This window comes from Streptomyces sp. NPDC026522 (assembly GCF_055567555.1).
In genome coordinates this window covers 197,107-223,533 of record NZ_JBVHQF010000014.1, presented here as the reverse complement: position 1 = coordinate 223,533, position 26,427 = coordinate 197,107, and the positions used below count along the sequence as shown (strand labels likewise).

Annotated in this window: 21 protein-coding genes; 7 read left to right on the top strand and 14 right to left on the bottom strand. The window is 72.1% G+C overall.

The features are described from left to right. Window positions 1–448: 448 nt before the first annotated feature. The 3 genes from ACZ4M3_RS31270 to thyX all read right to left on the bottom strand — a co-directional run bounded on the left by ACZ4M3_RS31270 (window position 449) and on the right by thyX (window position 4,144). Window positions 449–2,134: a ribonuclease J gene (locus tag ACZ4M3_RS31270; RefSeq protein ID WP_467738316.1), complete on the bottom strand. Its 1,686-nt coding sequence runs from the start codon at window positions 2,132–2,134 to the stop codon at window positions 449–451. A gap of 128 nt (window positions 2,135–2,262) precedes the next feature. Further along, complete coding sequence (dapA, locus tag ACZ4M3_RS31265; protein WP_467738315.1) at window positions 2,263–3,162, bottom strand: 4-hydroxy-tetrahydrodipicolinate synthase; 900 nt, start codon at window positions 3,160–3,162, stop codon at window positions 2,263–2,265. 241 nt (window positions 3,163–3,403) lie between these two features. Then, the gene (gene thyX, locus ACZ4M3_RS31260; protein WP_467738313.1) at window positions 3,404–4,144 is read right to left on the bottom strand and encodes an FAD-dependent thymidylate synthase; all 741 of its coding nucleotides are present in this window, start codon (window positions 4,142–4,144) and stop codon (window positions 3,404–3,406) included. 230 nt (window positions 4,145–4,374) lie between these two features. Here thyX and ACZ4M3_RS31255 point away from each other — a divergent pair, with 230 nt between their 5' ends. Then, complete coding sequence (locus ACZ4M3_RS31255) at window positions 4,375–4,614, top strand: hypothetical protein (RefSeq protein ID WP_467738311.1); 240 nt, start codon at window positions 4,375–4,377, stop codon at window positions 4,612–4,614. Between the two features lie 48 nt (window positions 4,615–4,662). Beyond that, window positions 4,663–5,217, top strand: coding sequence for a PH domain-containing protein (locus ACZ4M3_RS31250; RefSeq protein WP_467738310.1), 555 nt, complete (start codon window positions 4,663–4,665; stop codon window positions 5,215–5,217). A 56-nt stretch (window positions 5,218–5,273) separates the two neighbouring features. Here ACZ4M3_RS31250 and ACZ4M3_RS31245 read toward each other — a convergent pair whose 3' ends face one another. The 6 genes from ACZ4M3_RS31245 to eccD form a co-directional block, all read right to left on the bottom strand. Further along, a complete protein-coding gene (locus tag ACZ4M3_RS31245) occupies window positions 5,274–5,726 on the bottom strand; it encodes a hypothetical protein (RefSeq protein ID WP_467738308.1) in 453 nt (150 codons plus the stop codon). A gap of 19 nt (window positions 5,727–5,745) precedes the next feature. Continuing rightward, complete coding sequence (gene dapB, locus ACZ4M3_RS31240; protein ID WP_467738306.1) at window positions 5,746–6,498, bottom strand: 4-hydroxy-tetrahydrodipicolinate reductase; 753 nt, start codon at window positions 6,496–6,498, stop codon at window positions 5,746–5,748. Between the two features lie 55 nt (window positions 6,499–6,553). After that, window positions 6,554–7,933 (bottom strand): M16 family metallopeptidase, encoded by a 1,380-nt coding sequence (locus tag ACZ4M3_RS31235; RefSeq protein ID WP_467738304.1) that lies wholly within the window; start codon window positions 7,931–7,933, stop codon window positions 6,554–6,556. Continuing rightward, entirely contained in the window at window positions 7,930–10,149 is a 2,220-nt protein-coding gene (locus ACZ4M3_RS31230) for a polyribonucleotide nucleotidyltransferase (RefSeq protein ID WP_467738332.1), read from the bottom strand. Before ACZ4M3_RS31230 ends, ACZ4M3_RS31235 begins: the two co-directional genes overlap by 4 nt. Window positions 10,150–10,432: 283 nt before the next feature. Then, entirely contained in the window at window positions 10,433–10,720 is a 288-nt protein-coding gene (rpsO, locus tag ACZ4M3_RS31225; protein ID WP_136213493.1) for a 30S ribosomal protein S15, read from the bottom strand. Window positions 10,721–10,893: 173 nt separating this feature from the next. After that, window positions 10,894–12,408 (bottom strand): type VII secretion integral membrane protein EccD, encoded by a 1,515-nt coding sequence (gene eccD, locus ACZ4M3_RS31220; RefSeq protein WP_467738302.1) that lies wholly within the window; start codon window positions 12,406–12,408, stop codon window positions 10,894–10,896. 193 nt (window positions 12,409–12,601) lie between these two features. Between eccD and eccCa the strand changes: the two genes are divergently transcribed. Together eccCa and ACZ4M3_RS31210 are read left to right on the top strand one after the other, a co-directional pair. Beyond that, entirely contained in the window at window positions 12,602–16,576 is a 3,975-nt protein-coding gene (eccCa, locus tag ACZ4M3_RS31215) for a type VII secretion protein EccCa (protein ID WP_467738300.1), read from the top strand. A gap of 89 nt (window positions 16,577–16,665) precedes the next feature. After that, window positions 16,666–16,899, top strand: coding sequence for a DUF397 domain-containing protein (locus ACZ4M3_RS31210; RefSeq protein WP_136213490.1), 234 nt, complete (start codon window positions 16,666–16,668; stop codon window positions 16,897–16,899). A 77-nt stretch (window positions 16,900–16,976) separates the two neighbouring features. Here the strand turns inward: ACZ4M3_RS31210 and ACZ4M3_RS31205 are convergent, their stop codons facing one another. The 4 genes from ACZ4M3_RS31205 to eccB all read right to left on the bottom strand — a co-directional run bounded on the left by ACZ4M3_RS31205 (window position 16,977) and on the right by eccB (window position 20,705). Beyond that, on the bottom strand, window positions 16,977–17,285 hold the full coding sequence (locus tag ACZ4M3_RS31205) for a WXG100 family type VII secretion target (RefSeq protein WP_467738297.1): 309 nt from the start codon (window positions 17,283–17,285) through the stop codon (window positions 16,977–16,979). Window positions 17,286–17,330: 45 nt separating this feature from the next. Continuing rightward, window positions 17,331–17,651, bottom strand: coding sequence for a hypothetical protein (locus tag ACZ4M3_RS31200; RefSeq protein WP_467738296.1), 321 nt, complete (start codon window positions 17,649–17,651; stop codon window positions 17,331–17,333). 214 nt (window positions 17,652–17,865) lie between these two features. After that, window positions 17,866–19,116: a type VII secretion-associated serine protease mycosin gene (gene mycP / locus ACZ4M3_RS31195; protein WP_467738294.1), complete on the bottom strand. Its 1,251-nt coding sequence runs from the start codon at window positions 19,114–19,116 to the stop codon at window positions 17,866–17,868. 11 nt (window positions 19,117–19,127) lie between these two features. Next, window positions 19,128–20,705 carry a type VII secretion protein EccB gene (eccB, locus tag ACZ4M3_RS31190; protein ID WP_467738292.1) on the bottom strand — a complete coding sequence of 526 codons (1,578 nt, stop codon included), beginning with the start codon at window positions 20,703–20,705 and terminating at the stop codon, window positions 19,128–19,130. 250 nt (window positions 20,706–20,955) lie between these two features. On the opposite strand from eccB, the gene eccE reads away from it, so the two are divergent. From eccE to ACZ4M3_RS31175, 3 genes are all read left to right on the top strand, one after another. Further along, the gene (gene eccE, locus ACZ4M3_RS31185) at window positions 20,956–22,230 is read left to right on the top strand and encodes a type VII secretion protein EccE (protein WP_467738290.1); all 1,275 of its coding nucleotides are present in this window, start codon (window positions 20,956–20,958) and stop codon (window positions 22,228–22,230) included. Next, window positions 22,227–22,928: a hypothetical protein gene (locus ACZ4M3_RS31180; protein ID WP_467738288.1), complete on the top strand. Its 702-nt coding sequence runs from the start codon at window positions 22,227–22,229 to the stop codon at window positions 22,926–22,928. Before eccE ends, ACZ4M3_RS31180 begins: the two co-directional genes overlap by 4 nt. Window positions 22,929–23,054: 126 nt before the next feature. After that, window positions 23,055–25,322, top strand: coding sequence for an SCO5717 family growth-regulating ATPase (locus tag ACZ4M3_RS31175; protein ID WP_467738286.1), 2,268 nt, complete (start codon window positions 23,055–23,057; stop codon window positions 25,320–25,322). Window positions 25,323–25,402: 80 nt separating this feature from the next. Here ACZ4M3_RS31175 and ACZ4M3_RS31170 read toward each other — a convergent pair whose 3' ends face one another. Beyond that, entirely contained in the window at window positions 25,403–26,359 is a 957-nt protein-coding gene (locus ACZ4M3_RS31170; RefSeq protein ID WP_467738284.1) for a bifunctional riboflavin kinase/FAD synthetase, read from the bottom strand. Window positions 26,360–26,427: the final 68 nt, after the last annotated feature.

Sequence of the window (26,427 nt, the reverse complement as noted above, 5' to 3'; positions counted from 1 at the left end):
GCTGTTGAGTTCTCAAGGAACGGACGCTTCCTTTGTACTCACCCTCGCGGGTTTTCCTCCGGGCGCTTCCTTTGTTCTTCTTTTCGTTCTTGCGTTTCCGACTCTATCAGACTCTTTCGCGTCCGATTCCCGGTCGAAGCGGGGTTCGCTTTCCAGTTCTTCGCTTTTCGCGTTTCCCTTTCCGGCGAGTCCAACCTTACCAGACCATTTCCGCGCCGTTTCCAGCACCGGATTTGAATTCTGTGGCCGTTGGCGGGCCATTCCCTTTCGGGTGGATCCAGACTTTATCAGGTCTCCCCGGGTCCGGTTCCCATCCTCCCCGCGGGCGCGGTCCGGGCACACGTGTGTGTCGGGGGCCGTGCGAGGTGGAGACGTAAACGTACTGGAGCGGGCCCCCTCGGTGCAAATCGAGGGGAGCCCGCTCCAGTTCGGGTCGCTACCGCGAGGCTCAGACCTCTACGACGACGGGGAGGATCATCGGGCGGCGGCGGTAGCCGTCCGAGACCCACTTGCCCATCGTGCGGCGGATGAGCTGCTGGATCTGGTGCGGTTCGGCCACGCCGTCGGCGGCGGCGCGGGCGATGGCTTCCTCGATCTTGAGGCTGACCGAGCCGAACGCGCCGTCGTCGATGCCCGAGCCGCGGGCCTGGATGTTCGGCCCGCTCACGACCTTGCCCGTGGTGCTGTCGACCACGACGTAGACCGAGATGATGCCCTCGTCACCGAGGATGCGGCGGTCCTTGAGGGACGCCTCCGTGACATCGCCGACCGACAGGCCGTCGACGTACACGTAGCCGGCCTGGACCTTGCCGGAGATCCGGGCCTTGCCGTCGATCAGGTCGACGACCACACCGTCCTCGGCGATCACGATGCGGTCCTTCGGGACGCCCGTGAGGGCGCCCAGCTCGGCGTTGGCGCGCAGGTGGCGCCATTCGCCGTGGACCGGCATCAGGTTCCGCGGCTTGCAGATGTTGTAGAAGTACAGCAGCTCGCCGGCGGAGGCGTGGCCGGAGACGTGCACCTTGGCGTTGCCCTTGTGCACGACGTTGGCGCCCCACCGGGTCAGGCCGTTGATCACGCGGTAGACCGCGTTCTCGTTGCCCGGGATCAGGGACGACGCCAGGATCACGGTGTCGCCGGGGACGATCCGGATCTGGTGGTCGCGGTTGGCCATCCGGGACAGGGCGGCCATCGGCTCGCCCTGGGAGCCGGTGCAGACCAGGACGACCTCGTGGGCCGGCAGGTCGTCGAGGGTCTTCACGTCCACGACGAGGCCGGCCGGGACCCGCAGGTAGCCCAGGTCACGGGCGATGCCCATGTTGCGGACCATCGAGCGGCCGACGAAGGCGACCCTGCGGCCGTACTCGTGGGCGGCGTCGAGGATCTGCTGGATGCGGTGCACGTGGCTGGCGAAGCTGGCCACGATGATCCGGTTGTGGGCGTTGGCGAACACCGTGCGCAGGACGTTGGAGATCTCCCGCTCCGGCGGCACGAAGCCCGGGACCTCGGCGTTCGTCGAGTCGGAGAGCAGCAGGTCGATGCCCTCTTCGCTCAGCCGCGCGAACGCGTGCAGGTCGGTGAGGCGGTTGTCCAGCGGGAGCTGGTCCATCTTGAAGTCGCCGGTGGCCACGACCAGGCCGGCGGGGGTCCGGATGGCCACGGCCAGGGCGTCCGGGATGGAGTGGTTGACGGCGATGAACTCGCAGTCGAAGGGGCCGAGGGCCTCCCGCTCGCCTTCCTTCACCTCAAGGGTGTAGGGGCGGATCCGGTGCTCCTGGAGCTTCGCCTCGATGAGGGCCAGCGTCAGCTTGGAGCCGATCAGCGGGATGTCCGGCTTCTCCCGGAGGAGGTAGGGGACGGCGCCGATGTGGTCCTCGTGGCCGTGCGTGAGGACGATGCCCTCGATGTCGTCGAGGCGGTCCCGGATGGACGAGAAGTCCGGAAGGATCAGGTCGATGCCCGGCTGCTCCTCCTCGGGGAAGAGAACGCCGCAGTCGACGATCAGCAGGCGGCCGTCGAACTCGAAGACGGTCATGTTGCGGCCGATCTCACCGAGACCGCCCAGGGGGGTGACCCGGAGGCCGCCCTTGGGAAGCTTCGGGGGCGGGCCGAGTTCAGGATGCGGATGGCTCAAAAGTCTCTCCTCACCACGCACGCCACGTACCTCGGAAGGCACGTGGCGCGCATGTCATTCGTGCACTTGCTTTTGTCTGTTGTGGTCTTGCTTGTTCAGTTGTGCTTGTTCAGTTGTGAAGTCTGTTGTCAGAGCTGTACCCCGCCGGCGGCAAGATCGATCTTGAGCTGCGCCGTCTCTTCGGCGGTCAACTCGACCAGCGGGAGCCGCAGCGGGCCCGCGGGCAGGCCCTGGAGGTTCAGCGCGCCCTTGGTGGTGATCACACCCTGGGTGCGGAACATGCCGGTGAACACCGGGAGCAGCTTCTGGTGGATCTCGGCGGCCTTCTGGACGTCGCCGCCCAGGTGGGCTTCGAGCAGCGCGCGCAGCTCGGGGGTGACCACGTGGCCGACCACGGAGACGAAGCCGACCGCGCCGACCGACAGGAGCGGCAGGTTCAGCATGTCGTCACCGGAGTACCAGGCCAGGCCGCTCTGCGCGATGGCCCAGCTGGCGCGGCCGAGGTCGCCCTTGGCGTCCTTGTTGGCAACGATACGGGGGTGCTCGGCCAGCCGTACGAGGGTTTCGGTGTTGATCGGGACGCCGCTGCGGCCGGGGATGTCGTAGAGCATGACCGGCAGCTCGGTGGCGTCCGCGATCGCCGTGAAGTGCCGGTAGAGCCCTTCCTGCGGCGGCTTGCTGTAGTACGGGGTGACCGCGAGCAGGCCGTGGGCGCCGGTGCGCTCGGCCTGGCGGGCCAGCTCCAGGGTGTGCCGGGTGTCGTTGGTGCCGATGCCGGCGACCACGTGGGCGCGGTCCCCGACCGCTTCGAGTACGGCTCGTACGAGGTCGTTTTTCTCCGCGTCGGTGGTGGTCGGCGACTCACCGGTGGTGCCGTTGATGATCAGGCCGTCGTTGCCTGCGTCCACCAGGTGGACGGCGAGCCGCTGCGCGCCGTCGAGGTCGAGTGCGCCATCCGCCGTGAACGGCGTGATCATGGCGGTGAGGACCCGCCCGAAGGGGGTCTGCGGAGTCGAGATCGGAGCCATGGGTAACACGCTACTCGCTGCCACGCTCACGGTATCCCCTCGGGGGACGTCAACGAGGTGTGGCTCCCCCATATGACTGCGGAGGGTGACCGCCGGGTTGTTGGAGCCCGGCACTGCCTGCTCGGGGGTTCAAGCAGTGCCGGGTCCGTTTGATCAGCCTAGATGAACTTTCCGAAACGCCGCAATACGGACACTTGGGACTTGGCTTCGGACATCCGTGCGCGACCGGCTGTTTCCGGCCTTACGGCGCCACGCGGCCGTTGGCGTTGAAGGCGGCGTACGTGAGCGGCATCAGGCCGGCCCAGTGCCGCTCCATCTTCTCGCCGACCATCTCGATCTCCCGCTGCGGGAAGGACGGCGTGGCCGCCAGCTCGTGCTGCGTGCGCAGGCCGAGGAAGTGCATGAGCGAGCGCGCGTTGCAGGTGGCGTACATCGAGGAGAAAAGACCGACCGGCAGGACCGAACGGGCAACCTCGCGGGCCACGCCGGCCGCCAGCATCTCCTGGTACGCCTCGTAGGCCTGGCGGTACGAGTCCTCCATGACGCGGCCGGTGAGCTCCTGCTGCGCCTCGGTGCCCTCGACGAACACGTACTTGCCGGGCCGGCCCTGCTGGACGAGCTTGCGCTCGCCGTCGGGGACGTAGAAGACCGGCTGGAGCTCCCGGTAGCGGCCCGATTCCTCGTTGTAGGACCAGCCGACGCGGTGGCGCATGAACTCGCGGAACACGAAGATCGGGGCGCTGATGAAGAACGTCATCGAGTTGTGCTCGAAGGGGCTGCCGTGGCGGTCGCGCATCAGGTAGTTGATCAGGCCCTTGGAGCGCTCCGGATCCTTCTGCAGCTCCTCCAGCGACTGCTCGCCGGCCGTGGAGACACGGGCGGCCCACAGGACGTCCGAGTCGGCGGCGGAGTGCTTGACCAGCTCCACCGTCACATCACTGCGGAAGCCGGGTTTCAGGGCTGAAGCGGCGGTATCGCTCACTGGGGTCCTTCCAAACGTGTCGCACCTGGGGCGCGCCCACTCTACGGCGCCCGGCGGGGGTCCCCTCGCAGGCCCGGGCGTCGGCGGACCGCGTCCGGGCAGCTGACGGCCCGGCGAAAGAACGGGACCGATGTCCCGAAACCGGGCACCTAACGGGGCGTTCACGCGTCCTACTGGGAGAAGCACCGCCCACGGCCCCCGGGGCCCCGACCACAAGGAGAACCGCTTCCATGTTCCTCCGGCGCGAACCCGTCCCCTTCACCTTCGTCGCCGAGGCCGAGCGTTTCCGCAGTAACGTCACTCCGCCGCCGCACGAGAGTCTGAGCAAGACTCAGCTCGCCGCCCGTACGCTGGTCGGACTGACCGTGGTGGCCGGGCTCGTCGGCTCGCTGCTCTTCGGCATGCCGGCACTGCAGCCGCACCAGGCGCCCGAGAAGTCACAGCAGTCGGAGGCCTCCGAGGGGCGGTAGCCTCACGGGCACAGCCCAACCGAACGTGCATGTGAGTGAGGTCCAGCCGTGCCCCTGCCCTTCTTGACGGCCGACGGCGTAGCCGACGAGCACGAAGACGAAGCCCTCCCCCACGACGACCACGACCGATGGCGGCGGCCCTACCGGCCCGGCCCCTGCCGGGTGGCGATCGCGGCGCTGCTGCTCCTGCTGACCGCCTTCATGCTGCTGGCCACGATGATCATCGCCTTCGCCGGGGCGTGGGGCGGCGCCGTCGGCTGCCTGGCCGCCGCGCTCGCGGTGCTGGGCGCGACGCTGCGCCTGCTGCGCACCGGCGTCTGGGTGAGCCGTACGGGCCTGCGCCACGTGGCGTTCTTCCGGACGCGCTCGATCCCGTGGGACACCATCGACGGGATCCGCACGGTGCAGCAGCCGGTGCGCTGGCTCGGACTGCCGAGGACGGTGCAGGGCCAGGCGCTGACCGTTTCCGGGCAGGGCGGTGCGGCGCTGCCGGTGCTGCTGACCGACCACAACGCCGACTTCCTGGCGCGCGGCGAGGCCTTCGAGCGGGCCGCCGACGTGGTGGGGGCCTGGGTGGACGAGTACCGGGCCGTGCCCGCCTGAGGCAGGCCGGGCAGCGGCCGGAGCCCGTCCAGGACCGGAGCCCGTACAGGAGCGGTTCAGGCCTGTACGGGCTCCGCGTCGTGCAGGGCGATCGCCCGCTGCATGGCCTTGCGGGCCCGCGGGGTGTCGCGGGCGTCGTGGTAGGCGACGGCGAGGCGGAACCAGCTGCGCCAGTCGCCCGGCGCGTCCTCCGTCTCGGCCTTGCGGCGCGCGAAGACCTCGTCGGCGGAGTCCCGCAGGATCCGGCCGTACTGGTCCCGCTCCAGCTCGTCCACGGGCAGGGCGCCCTCGGCCTCCAGCTCGGCGGCGAGCTGGTTGGCCTTGGTGACGAACCGGGTGTTCATCCAGAGGAACCAGATCCCGATGACGGGCAGGACCAGGACGGCCACCCCGAAGGTCACGGTCAGCCAGGTGCCCTGCTGGATCAGCAGCAGGCCCCGGCTGCCGACCAGGACGAAGTAGACGACCAGGACCGCGGCCGTGAGGAAGTACGTGATCTTCGCGCGCATGGGTACTACTGCCTGCTCATCAGCCGAGGTCGAGGAAGTGTTCCAGGCCGAAGGTGCGGCCCGGGGTCTGCGTCACGCGGCGTGCGCCGAGCAGGATGCCCGGCATGAAGCTGCGGTGGTGCAGGGAGTCGTGCCGGATGGTGAGGGTCTCGCCCTCCCCGCCGAGCAGCACCTCCTGGTGGGCCAGCAGGCCGCGCAGCCGGATGGCGTGCACCGGGACGCCGTCGACGTCGGCCCCGCGGGCCCCGTCGAGGGCGGTGGCGGTGGCGTCGGGCTGGGCGCCGAGGCCGGCCTCGGCCCGGGCGGCGGCGATGAGCTGCGCCGTACGGGTCGCGGTCCCGGAGGGGGCGTCGGCCTTGTTGGGGTGGTGCAGCTCGATGACCTCGACGGACTCGAAGTAGCGGGCGGCCTGGGCGGCGAACTTCATGGTGAGGACGGCGCCGATGGAGAAGTTCGGGGCGATGAGCACCCCGGTCCCCGGGGAGCCGGCCAGCCAGGTGTCCAGCCGGGCGAGGCGGTCCTCGGTCCAGCCGGTGGTGCCGACGACCGCGTGGATGCCGTGGCCGACGAGGAATTTGAGGTTCCCCATCACCGAGTCCGGGGTGGTCAGTTCGACGGCCACCTGGGCGCCGGCGTCGACCAGCGTCTCCAGCTTGTCGCCGCGGCCGAGGGCGGCCACCAGCTCCATGTCGTCGGCGGCCTCCACGGCCTTGACCGCCTCGGAGCCGATGCGGCCCTGGGCGCCGAGGACTGCCACGCGCAGCTTGCTCATGTTCGCTTCCTTAGGTGCGTACGTGCTCACGTGAGTACGTGCTCAGGGGGACCAGCTAGGCGACCGCTTCGTCGAGGCGGGCGGCCTGCTTCTCCTTGAGCGGGCCGATCACCGCGAGGGACGGCCGCTGGGCCAGTACGTCCCCGGCGACGGCGCGGACCTCGTCCGGGGTGACGGCGGCGATGCGGGCCAGCATGTCGTCGACCGACATCTGGTCGCCCCAGCACAGCTCGCTCTTGCCGATGCGGTTCATGATCGCACCGGTGTCTTCCAGGCCGAGGACGGTGGAGCCCGAGAGCTGGCCGACGGCCCGCCTGATCTCCTCGTCCGTCAGCCCGTCCGAGGCGACCTTGTCGAGCTCGTCGCGGCAGATGCGCAGGACGTCGTGGACCTGGCTGGGGCGGCAGCCCGCGTAGACCCCGAAGAGGCCGGTGTCGGCGAAGCCGGAGGTGTACGAGTACACGCTGTAGGCCAGGCCGCGCTTCTCGCGGACCTCCTGGAAGAGCCGCGAGGACATGCCGCCGCCGAGGGCGGTGTTCAGCACGCCGAGCGCCCAGCGGCGCTCGTCGGTGCGGGCCAGGCCGGGCATGCCGAGGACCACGTGGGCCTGTTCGGTCTTGCGGCTGACCAGGTCGACCCGGCCGGCGGTGCGGATGCGCTTGCTGCCGCCGCGCGGGCCGACCGGCTCGGCGTCGGTGCGGGTGAGCGCCCCGGCCTTCTCGAAGGCGGCGCGGACCTGGCGTACGACCTTGTTGTGGTCGACGTTGCCGGCGGCCGCCACGACCAGGCGGGTCGGGTCGTAGTGCTTCTTGTAGAAGCGGCGGATCCGCTCGGCGCCCAGGGCGTTGATGGTGTCCACGGTGCCCAGGACCGGGCGGCCGAGGGGGGTGTCCCCGTACATGGTCTGCGCGAACAGGTCGTGGACGCAGTCGCCGGGGTCGTCCTCGGTCATCGCGATCTCTTCGAGGATGACGCCGCGCTCGGCGTCCACGTCCTCCTCGCGGATCAGCGAGCCGGTGAGCATGTCGCAGACCACGTCGATGGCCAGCGGCAGGTCGGTGTCGAGCACCCGCGCGTAGTAGCAGGTGTACTCCTTCGCCGTGAAGGCGTTCATCTCGCCGCCGACCGCGTCGATCGCGGAGGAGATGTCGAGGGCGCTGCGCTTGTCGGTGCCCTTGAAGAGGAGGTGCTCCAGGTAGTGCGTGGTGCCGCCCAGCGTGGGCGTCTCGTCACGGGAGCCGACGTTCGCCCAGATGCCGAAGGTGGCGGAGCGGACGGAGGGCAGCGTCTCGGTGACGATGCGCAGGCCGCCGGGCAGGACGGTGCGGCGCACGGTGCCGATGCCGTTCTGCCCCTGGAGGAGGGTTTGGGTACGGGCGACGGCCCGCCCCTCGGAAGAGGGGCGGGCCGTCACACGGGGACTACGCGACGTCACTTGTCGGAATCGTCCTTCTCGGCGTCGGCAGCGTCTTCGCCCTCGATCACGGGGACGAGGGAGAGCTTGCCGCGGGAGTCGATCTCGGCGATCTCGACCTGCACCTTGGTGCCGACCGCGAGCACGTCCTCGACGTTCTCCACGCGCTTGCCACCGGCGAGCTTGCGGATCTGCGAGATGTGCAGCAGACCGTCCTTGCCGGGCATGAGGGAGACGAAGGCACCGAAGGTGGTGGTCTTGACGACCGTACCCAGGTAGCGCTCGCCGACCTCCGGCATGGTCGGGTTGGCGATCTGGTTGATCGTGGCGCGGGCGGCCTCGGCGGCCGGGCCGTCGGCGGCACCGATGTAGATGGTGCCGTCGTCCTCGATCGTGATCTCGGCGCCGGTGTCCTCCTGGATCTGGTTGATCATCTTGCCCTTGGGGCCGATGACCTCGCCGATCTTGTCCACGGGGATCTTGACGGTGATGATCCGCGGGGCGTTGGGGGACATCTCGTCCGGCGTGTCGATCGCTTCCATCATCACGTCGAGGATGTGGAGGCGGGCGTCGCGGGCCTGCTTGAGGGCGGCGGCCAGGACGGAGGCCGGGATGCCGTCGAGCTTGGTGTCCAGCTGGAGCGCGGTGACGAACTCCTTGGTGCCGGCGACCTTGAAGTCCATGTCGCCGAAGGCGTCCTCCGCACCGAGGATGTCGGTGAGGGCGACGTAGTGGGTCTTGCCGTCGATCTCCTGGGAGATCAGGCCCATGGCGATGCCGGCGACGGGGGCCTTGAGCGGCACACCGGCGTTCAGCAGCGACATGGTGGAGGCGCAGACCGAGCCCATGGACGTCGAACCGTTGGAGCCGAGGGCCTCGGACACCTGGCGGATCGCGTAGGGGAACTCCTCGCGCGTCGGCAGGACCGGCACGATGGCGCGCTCGGCGAGCGCGCCGTGGCCGATCTCGCGGCGCTTCGGCGAACCGACGCGGCCGGTCTCGCCGACGGAGTACGGCGGGAAGTTGTAGTTGTGCATGTAGCGCTTGCGGGTCACCGGGGAGAGGGTGTCCAGCTGCTGCTCCATGCGGAGCATGTTGAGGGTGGTGACGCCCAGGATCTGGGTCTCGCCACGCTCGAACAGCGCCGAGCCGTGCACGCGCGGGATGGCCTCGACCTCGGCGGCGAGGGTACGGATGTCCGTGATCCCGCGGCCGTCGATGCGGACCTTGTCCTTGATGACGCGCTCGCGCACCAGGGCCTTGGTCAGGCTGCGGTAGGCGGCGGAGATCTCCTTCTCGCGGCCCTCGAAGGCCGGGAGGAGCTTCTCGGCGGCGATGTCCTTGACGCGGTCCAGCTCGGCCTCGCGGTCCTGCTTGCCCGCGATGGTCAGCGCCTGGGCGAGGTCGCCCTTGACCGCGGCCGCGAGGGCCTCGTACACGTCGTCCTGGTAGTCCAGGAAGACCGGGAACTCGCCCTCGGGCTTGGCGGCCTTGGCGGCGAGGTCGGCCTGGGCCTTGCACAGGACCTTGATGAACGGCTTCGCGGCCTCGAGGCCCGCGGCGACGACCTCTTCGGTCGGCGCCTCGGCGCCGCCCTTGACGAGGGCGATGGTCTTCTCGGTGGCCTCGGCCTCGACCATCATGATCGCGACGTCGCCGTCCTCGAGGGTGCGACCGGCGACGACCATGTCGAAGACGGCGTCCTCGAGCTCGGTGTGCGTCGGGAACGCCACCCACTGGCCGCGGATCAGCGCGACGCGGACGCCGCCGATCGGGCCGGAGAAGGGCAGGCCGGCCAGCTGGGTGGACGCGGAGGCGGCGTTGATCGCCACGACGTCGTACAGGTGGTCGGGGTTGAGCGCCATGACCGTGGCGACGACCTGGATCTCGTTGCGCAGGCCCTTCTTGAAGGACGGGCGCAGCGGGCGGTCGATCAGGCGGCAGGTGAGGATCGCGTCCTCGGAGGGGCGGCCCTCGCGGCGGAAGAAGGAGCCGGGGATCTTGCCGGCGGCGTACTGCCGCTCCTCGACGTCCACCGTGAGGGGGAAGAAGTCGAGCTGGTCCTTGGGCTTCTTCGACGCGGTGGTCGCGGAAAGCACCATCGTGTCGTCGTCCAGGTAGGCAACGGCGGAGCCGGCGGCCTGGCGGGCCAGACGGCCCGTTTCGAAGCGGATGGTGCGGGTGCCGAAGGAGCCGTTGTCAATGACGGCCTCGGCGTAGTGGGTCTCGTTCTCCACTAGCGTTTTCTCCATTTTCGTCGTCTCCGTCCGCCACCCGTGTGGTGGTGGACGGTTGCGGAGAAGCGCTCCTGGCGTGCGGGCCGGTCTTCGATCGAAGCACCCGGTTCGTAGCCTTCCGGGGCTTTCCGGATGCCACTACCGAGGACCGGCGGCGTAGGGAGGGCGCTCCTCCTCTTCAGTTGTGCACCTGCGACCAGACTACAAAGCGTCCGGTACGTCTCGCACGTACAGCAAAGGGAGCGGCCCCATCGGTGTGGGAACCGCTCCCTTCACAGCGTCTTTACTTGGCGCCGGCCGCACCGCGGCGGATGCCGAGGCGCTCGACCAGCGTACGGAAGCGCTGGATGTCCTTCTTGGCCAGGTACTGCAGCAGGCGGCGACGCTGGCCGACCAGGATCAGCAGACCACGACGGGAGTGGTGGTCGTGCTTGTGGGTCTTGAGGTGCTCGGTCAGGTCCGAGATGCGCTTCGAGAGCATCGCGACCTGGACCTCGGGGGAGCCGGTGTCGCCCTCCTTGGCACCAAACTCTGCGATGATCTGCTTCTTCGTAGCGGCGTCAAGCGGCACGCGTACTCCTCGTTTAGGTCTTCGTAGCCACCGAGTGCCCCAGGTCGAATTCTCTGGGGATCTTCCGTAACTCGGGAGGCGGGGTCCGCTGAGCGCAGCCTCCAGAGATGCTCCGGGGGCGCGTACACAAACGGCCGTCACACAGCGTACCAGGCTGCCGGGCCGGACCCGGCTCAGCTGGTGAGGGCGCGGGCCCGGGCGTAGACGTCGAGCACGGCCAGGGTCAGCGGGACCAGGCTGAGCAGTACCGCCGCCTCGGTGAGGTCGAGCAGCCGTCCCCAGAAGGGTGACAGGCCCTTGCGGGGGATGACAAGCGCAATTCCGGCGAGCAGCGCCGCGCCGGCGGCGACGGCGGCGGAGAGCCAGATGGTGCGCAGGTCGAGGCCGCCGCGGTCGTGGTGCTCGACGAGTTCCGCGAGCAGGTCGGCCGGCGGGTGCAGGGCCAGGCCCAGGACGAGCAGGGCAACGGCGGCGAACCCGGCCGCGAGGGCGCACACCACCTGGGAGGTGTAGCGGAAGAGCCGGGCGCGCAGCAGCATCGCGAGGCCGGTGGCGAGGGCCAGCAGCCGGCCCCAGGTGTTGTCGGAGAAGCCGAGTACGGCGGCGGAGCCGACGACGACGGCGGCGCAGCCGGCCGCCAGGCCCAGCAGCATCTCGTGGCCGCGGCGGGCCTGGGCGGCGATGGCCTCCGCGTCGAGGGAGGCGCCCGGGTCGCGCCGGTCGGCGCCGCCCGGTTCGGCCGGGTCACCGTACGGGGCGGTGTCGTGACCGTCGGGCATCTCGTAGTCGCCGGCCGAGCTCTGCGGGGCGGCGTAGCCGATGGGCAGCCGGGCGAAGCGGGCGGAGAGGCCGGGCAGGAAGGCGACGAGGCCGATCGCGACGGGCCCGCAGACGGCGGCGGTCGCGGTCGCGGAGGCTTCGGTGGCGATGGCCGCGAAGGTGGCGAGGGTGCCGGTGGCGGCGAGGAAGGTGGCCGCGACGAAGGGGGCGTCGCCGTGCGGAGTGAGGGCGACCAGCGCGACGGACGCGACGAGGGCGCAGCCGCAGCCGAGCAGGAACTGCAGGCGGCCGGGTCCGTGGCCGGCGGCGGGGGCGACGATGGCGGAGCCGGCGATCAGCAGGTGCGGGAGGGCGGCGAGGCCGAGGGCGACGGCGGAGCCGCCGTCGCGGTAGACCCGGGCGCGCACTCCGGCGGCGGCGGTGAGCAGGACTCCGACGGCGGCGGCGATGATGCCGGGCAGGCCGTGGGTGTCGTGGCGGACGGGGTCGGCGTACCAGAGGACGAAGCCGAGCAGGACGAGCAGGACGGCGGCGCCGGCCAGGCCCGCGCCGCGCAGTATGTCGTCGCTCCAGCGGTGCCGGTCGCGTACGACGGCGGACGCGACGGCGTCGGAGACGTCGTCGAAGACGGCCGGCGGCAGGGATTCGGCGAAGGGGCGCAGGCTGAGCACCTCGCCGTCGAGCACCTGCTGGGCGGCGAGGGTGCGGGCGCCGTCGAGGACGGCGCCGGAGCGGCGTACGAGGTGGAAGCCGGTGGGGGCGCCGACGGGCTGGGTCTGGCCGGTGAGCCGCAGGAGCTCCGGGTAGACGTCGGCGACGGCGATGTCCTCGGGGAGGGCGACGTCGATCCGGCTGTCCGGTGCCACGACGGTGACCCTGCAGAAGCCGGTCGCCTCGGCCGTACTCACCTGTGTGCCCCCCTGGTTGCCGTTTCGGCGCCGCGTGCGTGCGGGGCCGGATTCACTGCTGCGCATGCCGCGTGGGTCACACTACCGGGCCTATGACGGACTGTAGGCAAGTAGGATCACCACCCCCGGCCAGGCCCGGGAGTTGAGGGCGCCGGTCGTGACGTCCGTCCGTTTTCGAGGGATTGATGCTCCGGTGAGCCAGATCGTCGTGAAACGCCCGCCCAGGTCACTGCCGCCGGAGGTGCCGGTGGACGAGGTGCGGCTGGAGGCTCCGCCGGAACTTCCGCGGGGGCAGCAGGAGGGCATGCTGATGCAGCTCCTGCCGATGCTGGGCATGGGCTCCTCGGTCGTCTTCTTCTTCATGCCGGGTGCGGCGCCCTTCATGCGCATCATGGGCGTGCTGATGCTGGTGTCCACGGTGGGCATGGTGATCGCCCAGCTGCTGCGCTACCGGCGCGGTACGCAGGGGCACATGGCGGATGCGCGCCGGGATTACCTGAAGTACCTGGCGCAGACGCGGCGTCAGGTCCGCCGCACCGCACGGGCGCAGCGGGACGCGCAGCTGTACCTGCACCCCGCGCCGGACCAGCTGTGGTCGGTGGTGGCGGAGGGCTCGCGGCTGTGGGAGCGGCGGGTCGGCGACGAGGACTTCGGGCAGGCCCGGCTGGGGCTGGGCGCGCAGCGGCTGGCGACACCGCTGGTGGCTCCGGACACGGCGCCCGTGGACGAGCTGGAGCCGTTGACGGCCGGGGCGATGCAGCGCTTCCTGAAGGTGCACTCCTCGCTGGACGGGCTGCCGGTGGCGGTGTCGATCCGCGCGTTCTACCACGTGACGGTGTCCGGGGAGCCGGAGTCGGCGCGCGGTACGGCGCGGGCGCTGGTGGCGCAGCTGGCGACGCTGCACTCTCCCGAGGACCTGATGGTGGCGGTGGTGGCGGCGCCGGGTGCGGTGCCGTCGTGGGACTGGACGAAGTGGCTGCCGCACACCCAGCTTCCGGGGCAGGTCGACGGGGCGGGCACCAAGCGGCTGTTCGGGGACGACCTGGGTGAGCTGGAGGGGCTGCTGGGGTCCCGGCTGGAGGGGCGGCCGCGGTTCAGCCGGGACGTCTCGCCGGTGCTGGACCAGCCCCACCTGGTGGTCGTGCTCGACGCGAACTCGCCGCGCGGCGGGCTGGTTCCGCCGGACTCGGTGTTCGCGGCGGTCGAGGGCTTGCAGGGCGTGACCATCGTGGAGGTGGTGGCGGGCGAGCTGGACGAGCCGCGGGGCGGGCTGTCGGTCGTGGTGCGGCCGGGCCGACTGCGGCTGGAGTCGGGCTCGGGCGTGGCGTACGAGGGCGTTCCGGACGCGCTGTCGCTGCCGGCGGCGGAGGCGCTGGCGCGGCAGCTGGCGCCGTTGCGTACCGGTGGCGGTGACGACGACGAGCCGCTGCTGGCGAACCTGGACTTCACGGACCTGCTGAACCTGGGCGACGCGGCCCAGGTCGACGTCTCGCGCACCTGGCGGCCGCGCTCGGCGGGTGAGCGGCTGCGGGTGCCGATCGGGGTGGGCGAGGACGGCGCGCCGGTGATGCTGGACCTCAAGGAGGCCGCGCAGGAGGGCATGGGTCCGCACGGGCTGTGCGTGGGCGCGACGGGCTCGGGCAAGTCGGAGCTGCTGCGCACGCTGGTGCTGGGACTGGCGGTCACGCACACCTCGGAGACGCTGAACTTCGTCCTCGCGGACTTCAAGGGCGGTGCGACGTTCACGGGCATGGGGCAGCTCCCGCACGTGGCGGCGGTGATCACCAACCTGGCGGACGACCTGACCCTCGTGGACCGCATGGGCGACTCGATCCGCGGCGAGCTGCAGCGCCGCCAGGAGCTGCTGCGGTCGGCGGGCAACTACGCGAACATCCACGACTACGAGAAGGCGCGCGCGGCGGGCGCCCCGCTGGAGCCGCTGGCCTCGCTGGTGCTGGTCATCGACGAGTTCTCCGAACTGCTGACGGCCAAGCCGGACTTCATCGACATGTTCATCCAGATCGGCCGGATCGGCCGGTCGCTGGGCGTGCACCTGCTGCTGGCCTCGCAACGCCTGGAAGAGGGCAAGCTGCGCGGTCTGGACACGTACCTGTCGTACCGGATCGGTCTGCGGACCTTCTCGGCGGCGGAGTCGCGGACGGCGATCGGCGTGCCGGACGCGTACCACCTGCCCTCGGTCCCGGGTTCGGGGTACTTGAAGTTCGGCACCGACGAGATGACCCGCTTCAAGGCGGCGTACGTCTCGGGCACCTACCGCTCGGGCGGCCCGGACCTCTCCGTCGGGCCGTTCCCGGTGGAGCGGCGGCCCGCGCTGTTCACGGCCGCGCCCGTGCCGGTGGTGTACGCCGCGCCGGACCCGGCGTACCTGGCGGCGCAGGCGACGCGGGGGGACGACGCGCTCGCGGACACGGTGCTGGACGTGATCGTGGGCCGGCTGGAGGGGCAGGGCGTGCCCGCGCACCAGGTGTGGCTGCCGCCGCTCGACCAGGCGCCGCCGCTGGACCAGCTGCTGCCGGCGCTGGCGCCTAGCGGGGCGCGGGGGCTGCACGCGCAGGGGTACACCCGGCCCGGCGGGCTCGTCGTTCCGCTCGGCCTGATCGACAAGCCGTTCGAGCAGCGGCGGGAGGTGCTGTACCGGGACTTCTCGGGGGCGGCGGGCCACATGATGGTGGTCGGCGGCCCGCAGTCGGGCAAGTCGACGCTGATGCGGACGCTGATCTCCTCGTTCGCGCTCACGCACACCCCGCACGAGGTGCAGTTCTACGGGCTGGACTTCGGCGGCGGCTCGCTGTCGTCGGTCGCCGACCTGCCGCACGTGGGCGGGATCGCCTCGCGGCTGGACCCGGAGCGGGTGCGGCGTACGGTCGCCGAGGTGGCGGGCGTGCTGAACCGCCGCGAGGAGTTCTTCCGGGCGAACGGGATCGACTCGATCGGTACCTACCGGCGCCGGCGCGCGGCCGGGGAGCTGCCCGGCGAGGCCTGGGGCGACGTGTTCCTCGTCGTCGACGGCTGGGGCGGTTTCCGCAACGAGTACGAGGGCCTGGAGCCGGTCGTCACGGACATCGCGTCCCGGGGCCTGGGATACGGCATCCACGTGGTGGTCACGGCGGCCCGGTACATGGAGGTCCGGGCCGCGCTCAAGGACCAGATCCTGAGCCGGCTGGAGCTGCGGCTCGGTGACGTCATGGACTCCGAGTTCGACCGCAGGGTCGCCGCGAACGTCCCGACCGGGATGCCGGGCCGTGGTCAGGTGCCGGAGAAGCTGCACTTCCTGGGCGCGCTGCCGCGCATCGACGGTTCGCACAGCGCGGCGGACCTGTCGGAGGGCACGGCCGCGTTCGTGGCGGCGGTCAGGGAGAACTGGGCGGGGCCCTCGGCTCCGGGCGTGCGGCTGCTGCCGCGGCTGCTGCACGCGGACCAGCTGCCCAAGGGCGGCGAGTTCCCCGCGCACGGCATCTCGATCGGGGTCGGGGAGACGGACCTGGAGCCGGTGTTCGTCGACTTCGAGACGGACCCGTTCTTCCTGGTCTTCGGCGAGAGCGAGTCGGGCAAGACGAACCTGCTGCGGCTCATCGCGCAGCGGATCGCCGAGCGGTACGGCCCCGACCAGGCCAAGCTCGTCGTCGGCGACTACCGGCGCGGCCTGCTCGGGGCCCTGCCGGAGGAGCACCTGCTGGAGTACGCGCCGATGGCGAACTCCCTGCAGATGCACATGGAGGCGCTGGGCGGGGTGTTCTCGCGCCGCCAGCCGCCGGACGACGTCACCCCGCAGCAGCTGCGGGACCGCAGCTGGTGGACGGGCCCGGACGTCTTCATCATCATCGACGACTACGACCTCGTGGCCGGCAGCCAGGGCAATCCGCTGACGCAACTGGTGGAGTTCCTGCCCTTCGCCCGGGACACGGGCGTCCGCTTTATCATCGCGCGCAACTCCGCCGGTGCCTCGCGGGCACTGTACGAGCCGTTCATGCAGCGGATCAAGGAGCTGGGCGCGCAGGGCGTGGTGCTCTCCGGCGACCCGTCCGAGGGGGACCTGCTGGGCAACGTCAGGCCGCGTCCGCTGCCCCCGGGCCGGGGGTACTTCTCCTCGCGCAGGCGCGGTACGTCGCTGGTCCAGACCGGGCGGCTGCCGGTCTCGGGGGCGTGAGAAGCGCGAACGCTCCCCGCGGCCCCGTCCGGGCACCGATAATCGGGGCAGAACGCTGCACCGCAGTCGCACGAAGGGAAGGCCGCGCCATGGGGTCCCAGCAGGAGAAGGACGAGCTGTACGCGCTCGACATCAGCGGCGTCGAGTGGGAGGGGCCGCCCGGGACCAGTCCCGACGAGGAGCGGGTGGAGATCGCGAAGCTGCCCGACGGGGCGGTGGCCATGCGGTCCTCGCTGGACCGGGACACCGTGCTGCGCTACACGGCGGCCGAGTGGGAGGCCTTCGTGCTCGGTGCCCGCGACGGGGAGTTCGACCTGCGCTGACCGCGGGCCCGACGGGCTCCGCACGTCGAAGGGGCGCGCCCGGTGCGGGCGCGCCCCTTCGACGTGCGCCGGTGGGCTCAGTAGGCCTCGGTGAACAGGCGCGAGGCCTTGATGTCCGTGGCGTGGTAGTCGCCCTTGCCGCGCTCGATGAGCTGGGCGACGGTCTCCAGCTGCTTCTGCATGTGGTCGGCGGCGGCCTTGTACTTCTTCTGGAGGGTGACGTACTCGCGGTGCGCTTCACCGTCCCAGGTGTCGGTGACCACCTTGACGGCGGTGTCCATCTCGTCCAGGTCCTTGAGGATGTTCTGCGACACCACGCGGATGCGGTCCGCCATCTGCTGGACGCTCTCGTACCGGACCCTCGTGTGGCCGTCGTTACCGGACATGGTGTTCTCCTTCGCGCTGGGGCGTAGTGGACAACGTGGCGTTGATCAGAGGTTGTTGAGGCCGGACTTGTTGGCGGCGGCGAAGGCCTGGCGCACGTCCTCGTCCTGGGCGTTGCTCAGGTTCTTGGTCTCCGACACGGCGTGGTGCAGGACGCCGAGCAGCCGGCGGATCTTGTCGTGGTCCAGGTTGATGTCCTCCTGGGCCTTGACGAAGCCTCCGGCACCCACGCCGGTCCAGCCCGCGCTCACCGTGGCGATGATGTCCGCCAGCTCGCGGGACTGCCGCGACACGGCCTCGGCCGTCTCGGAGATCCTGTTGGCCGCCTTGACGACCGGATCGTCCGCAAGTCCGAAATTGCTCGTCATCCGAAGCTCCTCACTTCTCAATTCGCCGGCAGAACCGGCGGATCGCGTGGCGGAGCAGGCGTTCCCGGCGCGGAATCAGGCCACGCGCTCCCGGGGCTCCCCCTCCGCTTCACGCCATCCCCCGATCACAGTCGTGAAGCCTGCCGTCACTCTAGCCAGTACCCCGGCCCGCCCCAACACCGGTACGGCGCAGCGCCGGTGAAGCGGCGGGTGGTCACCGCGACGGGCGTCGGCGCGCGCGGGCGTCGCGTACGACGGTCGCGGTGCCCAGGATGACGGCGATGAGTAGGACGACGGTTCCCAGGGCGTACGTACCGAACCGCTCCTCCCGCTCCTGCACGGTCTCGGCGAGGTGCAGCTCCGCGGCTTGCGGCGCGGCCGCCGGTGGCGGGCCCGGGTCGGGGACGGGGGCCTTGGGGGGTTCGCGGTCCTGGGTGAGGGCCCGTACCGGGTCGACGACACCCCAGCCGACGTAGTCGTCGTGGCCGTTAACGGAGCGTTCGGCGGTGTTCTCGATCTGCCAGACGATCTGCTGCACGCTCCAGTCCGGGTGCGCGGCGCGCAGCAGGGCGGCGACTCCCGCGACGTAGGGGGCGGAGAAGCTCGTGCCGTTGTCGACGCACTGGCCGAAGCCGGGGACGGTGGAGACCATGTCGACGCCGGGGGCCGCGACGCCGATGAAGTCGCCCGGCTGGGAGAAGGCGGCCCGCTCGTTGTTGCGGTCGGAGGCGGCGACGGCGAGGACACCGGGGAAGGCCGCCGGGTAGGTCTTGTGCTTCTGCCCGCTGAGGCCGTCGTTGCCGGCCGAGGCGATGACCACGGCCTTCGCGTCGATGGCCCGCTGGACCGCCTTGCCGAGTTCGGAGTCCGCGCTCAGCGGGACGTCGGTGTCCTGGGAGATGTTGATGACCTGGGCGCCCTTGGACACCGCGTGGTCGATCGCCTGGGCGAGGGTCGCGGCGTTGCCGTTGCCCTGCCCGTCGTTCTGCCGGATCGGGATGACGGTGGCCTCGGGGGCGAGGCCGACGAAGCCGGTGCCGTTCTGGGGGCGGGCGGCGATCAGGCCGGCCACCCTGGTGCCGTGGCCGACGGTGTCGTTGGTGCCGTCACCGCCCTTGGGGTCGACGAAGTCCTTGCCGGCGCCGGTGTCGAGGGCGCTGCCGAGCTGCGGGTTGGCGCGGTCCACGCCGGTGTCGATGACGGCGACGCGGACGCCCTTGCCGCGGGTCTTGGCCCACAGGGCGTCCAGGAGCAGCCGTTGCAGGGCCCAGGGCCGGTCGGCGATCTGCTTCTTCATCGGGAAGGTGCACTCGCCCGCGCCGGCGAGGGCGAGGCCGTACGGGGATCCCGGCGCGGCGGGACCGGCGGCGGCCGCCGTACCGCAGCCCGCGCCGAGGGCGAGGACGGCGCTCAGGAGCAGGCCCGGGGCGACCGTGGCGCGGCGCCCGGCCGGTGGCTTGGACATCGGCGGCTTCCTCACGAACCCTGTGGCTGGCGGGCGGAGTTGGTGTCCAGTCGGGGCCCCTTGGAGAGGAACTCCGACCAGGCGATGGGCACCATGGCGGGGGTGACGGCACCGTAGCCGAGCCGGATCTGCGCCTGGCTCGCCTCGGGCCGGCCGTCGCCCGCGCCCTGCTCCTTCTGGCCGCCCGCGCCGATCTTGGACTGGGCTGAGTCGCTGTCGCCGTTGGCCTGCACGGCGTACCGCAGGCCGGTGTCGGTGACCAGGAACGTGGAGCCGCCGGCAGTGGTCTGGCGGCCCTGGACCTGGGTGTAGAGCAGCCCCGAGCCCGGGGTGACGTACGCGCCGGTGCCGCTCGCGGCGATGTCGACGGGGAAGCCGGTACCGGCCCAGGTGCTCAGCGTCGGGTTGCCCTGGCCGTCGACGGAGCGCAGCACCGCGCAGACCGTGTCGCGCAGGGCGGTGCCCGGTGCGGAGCCGGGGGCCGGGGTGACGCGGTTGACCTGAACACCCTTGTGCTGGGGCCACTTGGCGTCGTTCTTGAACGGGGTGGCGTCCGGGTTGAGGGACTGTAGGTCCACCTCGCGGGCCTTGCCGTGCATGTTGAGACCGTCGGTCGCCGGCGCGGAGATCAGCAGCCAGGCCACGAACTCCGAGACGGGCGCGACCCGGTCGGGCAGGACTGCGTAGTACTGCGTGCCGGAGCCGGTCTGGGCGGTCAGCACCATGCCGACCTTGCTGTCCGCGGCGCCCAGGCCCGGTACGTTGGCGTGGTCGCCCGCCCTGCCCGGCAGTTGCGGGAAGACCAGGTCATCGCCGGGGGTGAGGGTGGCCAGCCACTGTTCGGTGACCGGCTGGGGGGTGGCGCCGGTGCCGACCAGGGCCGTGGTGAGCGTGCCGGCGTCGGCGGTGCCCTCGGGGAACCGGTACTTGGTACCGGCCGCGTCGACCAGGTAGCGCTCCTTGGCACCGCCGGTGTTCTGCACGTACAGCAGCTGCGTGTCGGTGGTCCTGCGGCCGTCGTCCAGCAGTTTCGCCTCGCGGTCGGCGAGGACGAAGGCGGCGGTCTGGACGCCCTTGCCGTTGCCGCCGGGCTGCTGGCACACGGCCCAGCGCTTGGCCTTGCCGGCGTCGGCCGGGGCGGGCAGCCGGTCGGGGGCGTAGGGGATGCCTATGATCGGGCCGCGCGGCGGCCGGCCCGCGTCCAGGATCTTGTCGTCGATCTGCACGACCTTGAACTTCGCCGGATCCAGCAGCAGTCGGGCCGAGGCCAGGTTCAGGACGGGGTGCAGCCGGGTCTGGTCCTTGCCGTTGACCTTGGTCGTCAGGACCACGTACCGGGTCGTCGACTGCTTGCCGACGATGACCTGGGTGCCGGGCTCGTCCCAGCCCTTGGGGGCCTGCGGTTTGAACATGCCCCAGGCACCGAAGCCCGCGACCACGAGGGCGCCGACCACCAGACCGGGGACCACGGCGCGCAGCGGGCGGGGCGCGCCTTCCTCGGTGGCGGTGGCGGAGGGCTGGAGGAACGCCGCCACCGTGCGCCGCCTCGCGAAGGTGTACGCGTTGAGCTCATCGCGTCGTGATGCCATGACCGCCTGATTCTCGCCGCACGGCCCGGTAGCGGACACCGGTCCCCGGGCCTCGATGATCGGACCGGGGACCTACTATGCCTCTTGACGGACGGTATGCACGGGCCGGGTAGGCTCGGTCGGCCGCCGGGCGGCCCCCGGACCGGGGCGGTCAGGGCTCGTCCGGGCGGATCCAGCAGAGTTCGGGGCGCGGCGGCGGCAGCCGCGCCGGAGCGTACGGGGCCCGCCCCCGGGATCGGGAGGTGCGCGAGTGACGGCCACCGCGACGGAACCACGGACGGCCTCGGCCACACCGGTACGCGCCGGGGTGACACCGCATCCGCGGTCCTCCCCGGGCCGGTTCGGGCCGTTTCGACTGCAACAGCTCGTGCTCCTCCAGATCGCGGCCGCCGCCCTGCTGGTGGCCTGGGTGGTGGAACCGATGCTGCTGGTGCCGGCCGGGGCGCTGGCCCTGGTCCTGGTGCCGCTCGCGGTCGTACGCCGCCACCAGCGCTCCCTGCCCGAGTGGATCGGCGGCGCCCTCGCCCTGCGCGCCCGGCAGCGCCGGGCCGCGGGCCGCACCGTACCGGCCGGCGTCGAGCCGGGGCTGGCCCCGCTGGTGGAGGCCGAACCCGCGCTGCGGACCCTGACGTTCAGCGACCGCGACCGGCGGCCCGTCGGCATGGCCGGCGACGGCACGTTCCTGACGGCCGTCGTCCAGGTCGACATGGACGCCACCGCGCTGCGACCGGACCGGGGGGCGCGCCCACTGCCGCTGGGGCTGGTCCGGGACGTCCTCGAAGTGGACGGGATCCGGCTGGAGTCGGCCCAGTTGGTGCAGCACACGCAGCCGGCTCCGGCGCCGCACCTGCCGCCCCAGGCGACGGCCACCCGCAACTACGCCCCGCTCCAGGCCAGTACGGGCACGCCGGCGGTCCGGCTGACCTGGATCGCGCTCAAGCTCGACCCCGAGCTGTGCCCGGAGGCGGTCACGGCGCGCGGCGGCGGCCTGGCCGGGGCGCAGCGGTGTCTGGTGCGGATCGCCGACCAGCTGGCGAGCCGGCTGGCGGGCGCGGGGTTCCGGGCGGCGGTGCTGACCGAGCCGGAGCTGACCGGCGCGCTGGCGACGTCCTCGTGCGCGAACCCGATGGCGATCACCCAGGCCGGCCGGTCGGCGGGCACGGGCCGGCGCACGGAGGAGACGGCGCGGACCTGGCGCTGCGACGACCGGCGGCACACGACGTACTGGATAGGCCGCTGGCCGCAGTTGGGCGGCGCGGGCGCGGCGCTGCCGCAGTTCGTGGCGCTGCTGACCTCGCTGCCCGCGCTCGCCACGAACTTCAGCCTGACGATGGCCCCGGCCGAGCGCCAGGGCGTGACGCTGACGGGGCACGTGCGGGTGACGGGGCGCAGCGACGAGGAGCTGGTGGCGGCCCGCCGCGAGCTGGAGCGGATCGCGCGGGGCGTGAAGACGGGACTGGTCCGGCTCGACCGCGAACAGGTACCGGGGCTGCTGGCCTCGCTGCCGCTGGGAGGAGCGCGATGAAGGGCGGCGGTTTCGGGCTGATCGGGCCGCGGCGCGAACGGCACGTGGTCCCGGCGGCCGATCTGGACGCGCTGGCAGTGCCCGTCGCCGACGACGGGGTCGTCATCGGCGTGGACGCCGAGGGCCGTCCGGCGGTGCTGGGCGTCAACCGGCCGACGCCGTACGAGGTGACGCTGATCGGCGGCCTGTGGACGGCGCAGGTGCTGGCGCTGCGCGCGGCGGCCACGGGGGCGCGGGTCGCGGTGGAGACCGGGCGCGGGCAGGTGTGGTCCGCGCTGGCCCAGGCCGCGGGCGGCGGCCAGCAGTGCGTGACCCTGCACGACGTCGGACGGGTGCCGCCGCAGGGCGCGTCGGCGGGCAGTCCGGTGCTGGTGGTACGGGACTGCGGGATGCGGCCGCCGCGCGGGCGGGTGGTGGCGGGGCCCTGGCAGTCGGTGCTGACCCTGCTGCCGTACCTGAGCCCGGCCGCGCCCCGGCTGATGCGCAACGCGTCGCTGGTGGGGGTGCAGCGGGTGTCCCCCGACGAGGCGGGGCAGATCGGCCGGCTGATGCACCTGCCGCGGACGGCGGTGGAGTCGCTGCCGACGCTGGGGGACGGGGTGACGTTGTGGTGCACGCCGCGGGACCGCAAGTTCGTCATGACGCAGGGCACGGAGACGGAGACGGGCCTGCTGGGCGCGGCGCGCCGGATCGACTGACGGGCCGCGCCGGGGGCGTGCGCCGGGACACGGGGGCGGGCGGGGCGCCGGGGCGCGATTAGGCTGAGCGTGGGCGCGGCGTCGAGGTGGGCGCCTGACCGGTGTTCGACAGACCAGGAGGACTCAGTGAGCGGCGATCGGAACGAGAGGCGCGGCGGGACGTGGGACGTCCCGACGGACGATCAGTCCGATGCGGAGCCCGAGGTGACGGGCGAGTTCACCATCGACTACACCCCTCCGGCCTGGTACACCCAGGGCGCGGCGCAGGCTCCGGCCGCGTCCGTGCCGGGGCTGCCGGAGGGCAGCGGCTTCGAACCGCACCGCCCGTCGGACGTGACCTCGCCCCCGACGATGCGGATCGCGCCCCCGGTCCCGCGCACGCCGCAGGCCGACGCCGTGGTCCCGCCGGCGGTCTTCACCACCGCTCCCCCGGCGGTACCGGTGGCGGCCGAGGCCCCGGCCGACGCGGCCCCGGCCCCCGCCCCGACGGCTGCTCCGGCCCCCGCAGACGCCGCCCCGACCCCGGCCCAGCCCGCCCCGTACGCCGCCCCGACGGACGCCGCCCCGGTCCAGCCCGCCTCGTACTCGGCCCCGGCGCCTCCGGCCCCGACGGCTGCTCCGACCCCGGCAGACGGCGCCCCGACCCCGGTCCAGCCCGCCCCGTACGCCGCCCCGACGGACGCCGCCCCGGTCCAGCCCGCCCCGTACGCGGCCCCGGCGCCTCCGGCCCCGCCACAGGCAGCACCCCCCGCACCGGCGGCCGCCCCGGCAGACGCCGCCCCGACTCCGGTCGAGGCCGCCCCGCCGCAGGCAGCGCCCCCAGCGCCGTACGCAACCCCGGCTCCGCAGGACGCGGCGCCCGCCGATGCCGCTCCGGCCGCCCCGGCCCCGGTCGAGCCAGCCCCGCAGGTGACCGCCCCGGCTCCGCAGGACGCGGCCCCGGCCGATGCCGTGCCGCCGGCCGCCCAGCCGTACCGCACCGCCACGCCGCCCGCGGGCACTCCCGTACCTCCCGCTCCCTACCCGGCGCCCGCGCCCGGGCCCTACGCGCCGCCCGTCACCCCCGCGGAGGCCGTCGAGCCCGCCGCGGAGCCCCCGTTCGGGGGACCGGGGGGTGAGCTGCCCCCGCTGCCGCCCGCGTACCAGGCCCCGCAGGGCTACGGGTTCCCGCCCCCGGCCCCCGCACAGCCCCAGCCCCAGCCCCAGCCCCAGCCACCGCACGACCCCCGCTCGGCCGGCCAGTGGCCGCAGCCGCCCTACCAGGCCGGCCCGGCCACCGGCGGGGCGCCGCTCGGCTACACCGCCGCGGTCGAGCTGTCCTCCGACCGCCTGCTGCGCGCCAAGCAGAAGCCGAAGCCCACCCGCGCCGGCTTCCGTTTCGGCGGCAAGGCCGCCGAAGCCGAGCGCCTGCGCAAGCTCGAACTCATCCGCACCCCGGTCATGTCCTGCTACCGCATCGCCGTGATCAGCCTCAAGGGCGGCGTCGGCAAGACCACCACGACCACCGCGCTCGGCGCGACGCTCGCCTCCGAGCGCCAGGACAAGATCCTGGCCATCGACGCCAACCCCGACGCCGGCACCCTCGGCCGCCGCGTCCGGCGCGAGACCGGGGCGACCATCCGCGACCTGGTCCAGGCGATCCCGTACCTCAACTCGTACATGGACATCCGGCGGTTCACCTCGCAGGCGCCCTCGGGCCTGGAGATCATCGCCAACGACGTGGACCCGGCCGTCTCCACCACGTTCAACGACGAGGACTACCGGCGCGCCATCGAGACGCTGGGCCGCCAGTACCCGATCATCCTCACCGACTCCGGCACCGGTCTGCTCTACTCCGCCATGCGCGGCGTCCTCGACCTCGCCGATCAGCTGATCATCATTTCGACCCCGTCCGTCGACGGCGCGAGCAGCGCCAGCACCACCCTCGACTGGCTGTCCGCGCACGGGTACGGCGATCTCGTCTCCCGTTCCCTCACCGTCATCTCGGGGGTCCGCGAGACCAGCAAGATGATCAAGATCGAGGACATCGTGCAGCACTTCGAGACCCGCTGCCGCGGCGTCGTCGTGGTGCCGTTCGACGAGCACCTCGCGGCCGGCGCCGAAGTGGACCTCGACCTGATGCGGCCCAAGACCCGCGAGGCGTACTTCAACCTCTCCGCGCTGGTCGCCGAGGACTTCGTCCGCGCCCAACAGCAGGCCCCGCAAGGCCATTGGGGTGCACCCCAGCAGCCCCAGCAGCCGCAGCACCCCCAGCACGGCGCGCCCCAGCCGCAGTCCCCCTACCACCAGCCGCAGGCCCCCCAGCCCTACGGCCAGCCGTACCCGCAGCCCGGCCAGCCCTGGCAGCCCCAGCAGCAGCCCGGTCAGCCACCGCGCGACCCCCGGCTCGGCTGACCCCGCCGCCACCGGCAACGCGAAGGGTCCGTACCCGCCCCGTGGGGGGTACGGACCCTTCGCGTCGTCCCGGCAGCTGCTCAGCGCTGCGCGTCGTACGCCTCCGTGAGCACCCGGGACCGCTTCACGTCGTCCGCGATGGCCTCCAACAGCCCGTCCAGCGACTCGAACTTCGCCATGCCCCGCACGTAGGCGAGGAAGTCGACCGCCACGTGCATGCCGTAGAGGTCCAGCCCGACGCGGTCGATCGCGTACGCCTCCACGGTCCGCTCGGTGGCGTCGAACTGCACGTTCGTGCCGACCGAGATCGCCGCCGGCATCCGCTCGCCGTCGGCCGTCAGCCAGCCCGCGTACACGCCGTCCGCCGGGATCGCGGTGTGCGGCTGCGTCTCGACGTTCGCCGTCGGGTAGCCCAGCTCGCGTCCGCGCTGCGCCCCGCGCACCACGACGCCTTCGACCCGGTGCGGGCGCCCGAGGATCTCCGCCACGCCCTCCATGTCGCCCTCGGCGACCAGCCTGCGCGCGAGCGTCGACGAGAACGGCACGCCGCCGCCCGCCTCTCCGCGCACGACCAGGTCCACGACCTCGACCTCGTAGTCGTACGTGGTGCCCAGCTCGCGCAGAAAGTCGACGTTCCCCGCGGCCTTGTGGCCGAAGCGGAAGTTCGGCCCCTCGATGACGGCGCGCGCGTGCAGCTTGTCGACGAGCACCTTCACGATGAAGTCGGCCGGGGACAGCTGCGAGAACTCCGCCGTGAACGGCAGGATCAGCAGCGCGTCGACGCCCAGGGCCGCCATCAGTTCGGCCCGGCGCTCGTAGGACGCCAGGATCGGCGGGTGGCTGCCCGGGCGCACGACCTCGCTCGGGTGCGGGCTGAAGGTCACGACGACCGAGGGCACGCCGAGTTCGCGGGCCCTGGCCACGGCCCGTCCGATGATCAGCTGATGGCCGCGGTGCACTCCGTCGTAGGAGCCGATGGTGACGACGCTGCGTCCCCAGTCATCGGGGATGTCCTCCAAGCCACGCCAGCGCTGCACTGTGACCGCTCCTCGCCCGAACCCGTGGGTAGACCCTGTACTGATTGCCGATTGCAGGTCTAAGACTG

Excerpts from the sequence above, each read along its gene's own strand:
- dapA (WP_467738315.1), bottom strand. The coding sequence starts at position 3,162 with ATGGCTCCGATCTCGACTCCGCAGACCCCCTTCGGGCGGGTCCTCACC.
- ACZ4M3_RS31255 (WP_467738311.1), top strand. The coding sequence starts at position 4,375 with ATGTTCCTCCGGCGCGAACCCGTCCCCTTCACCTTCGTCGCCGAGGCC.
- ACZ4M3_RS31245 (WP_467738308.1), bottom strand. The coding sequence starts at position 5,726 with ATGCGCGCGAAGATCACGTACTTCCTCACGGCCGCGGTCCTGGTCGTC.
- dapB (WP_467738306.1), bottom strand. The coding sequence starts at position 6,498 with ATGAGCAAGCTGCGCGTGGCAGTCCTCGGCGCCCAGGGCCGCATCGGC.
- ACZ4M3_RS31210 (WP_136213490.1), top strand. The coding sequence starts at position 16,666 with ATGGGGTCCCAGCAGGAGAAGGACGAGCTGTACGCGCTCGACATCAGC.
- ACZ4M3_RS31205 (WP_467738297.1), bottom strand. The coding sequence starts at position 17,285 with ATGTCCGGTAACGACGGCCACACGAGGGTCCGGTACGAGAGCGTCCAG.
- ACZ4M3_RS31200 (WP_467738296.1), bottom strand. The coding sequence starts at position 17,651 with ATGACGAGCAATTTCGGACTTGCGGACGATCCGGTCGTCAAGGCGGCC.
- mycP (WP_467738294.1), bottom strand. The coding sequence starts at position 19,116 with ATGTCCAAGCCACCGGCCGGGCGCCGCGCCACGGTCGCCCCGGGCCTG.
- eccB (WP_467738292.1), bottom strand. The coding sequence starts at position 20,705 with ATGGCATCACGACGCGATGAGCTCAACGCGTACACCTTCGCGAGGCGG.
- ACZ4M3_RS31180 (WP_467738288.1), top strand. The coding sequence starts at position 22,227 with ATGAAGGGCGGCGGTTTCGGGCTGATCGGGCCGCGGCGCGAACGGCAC.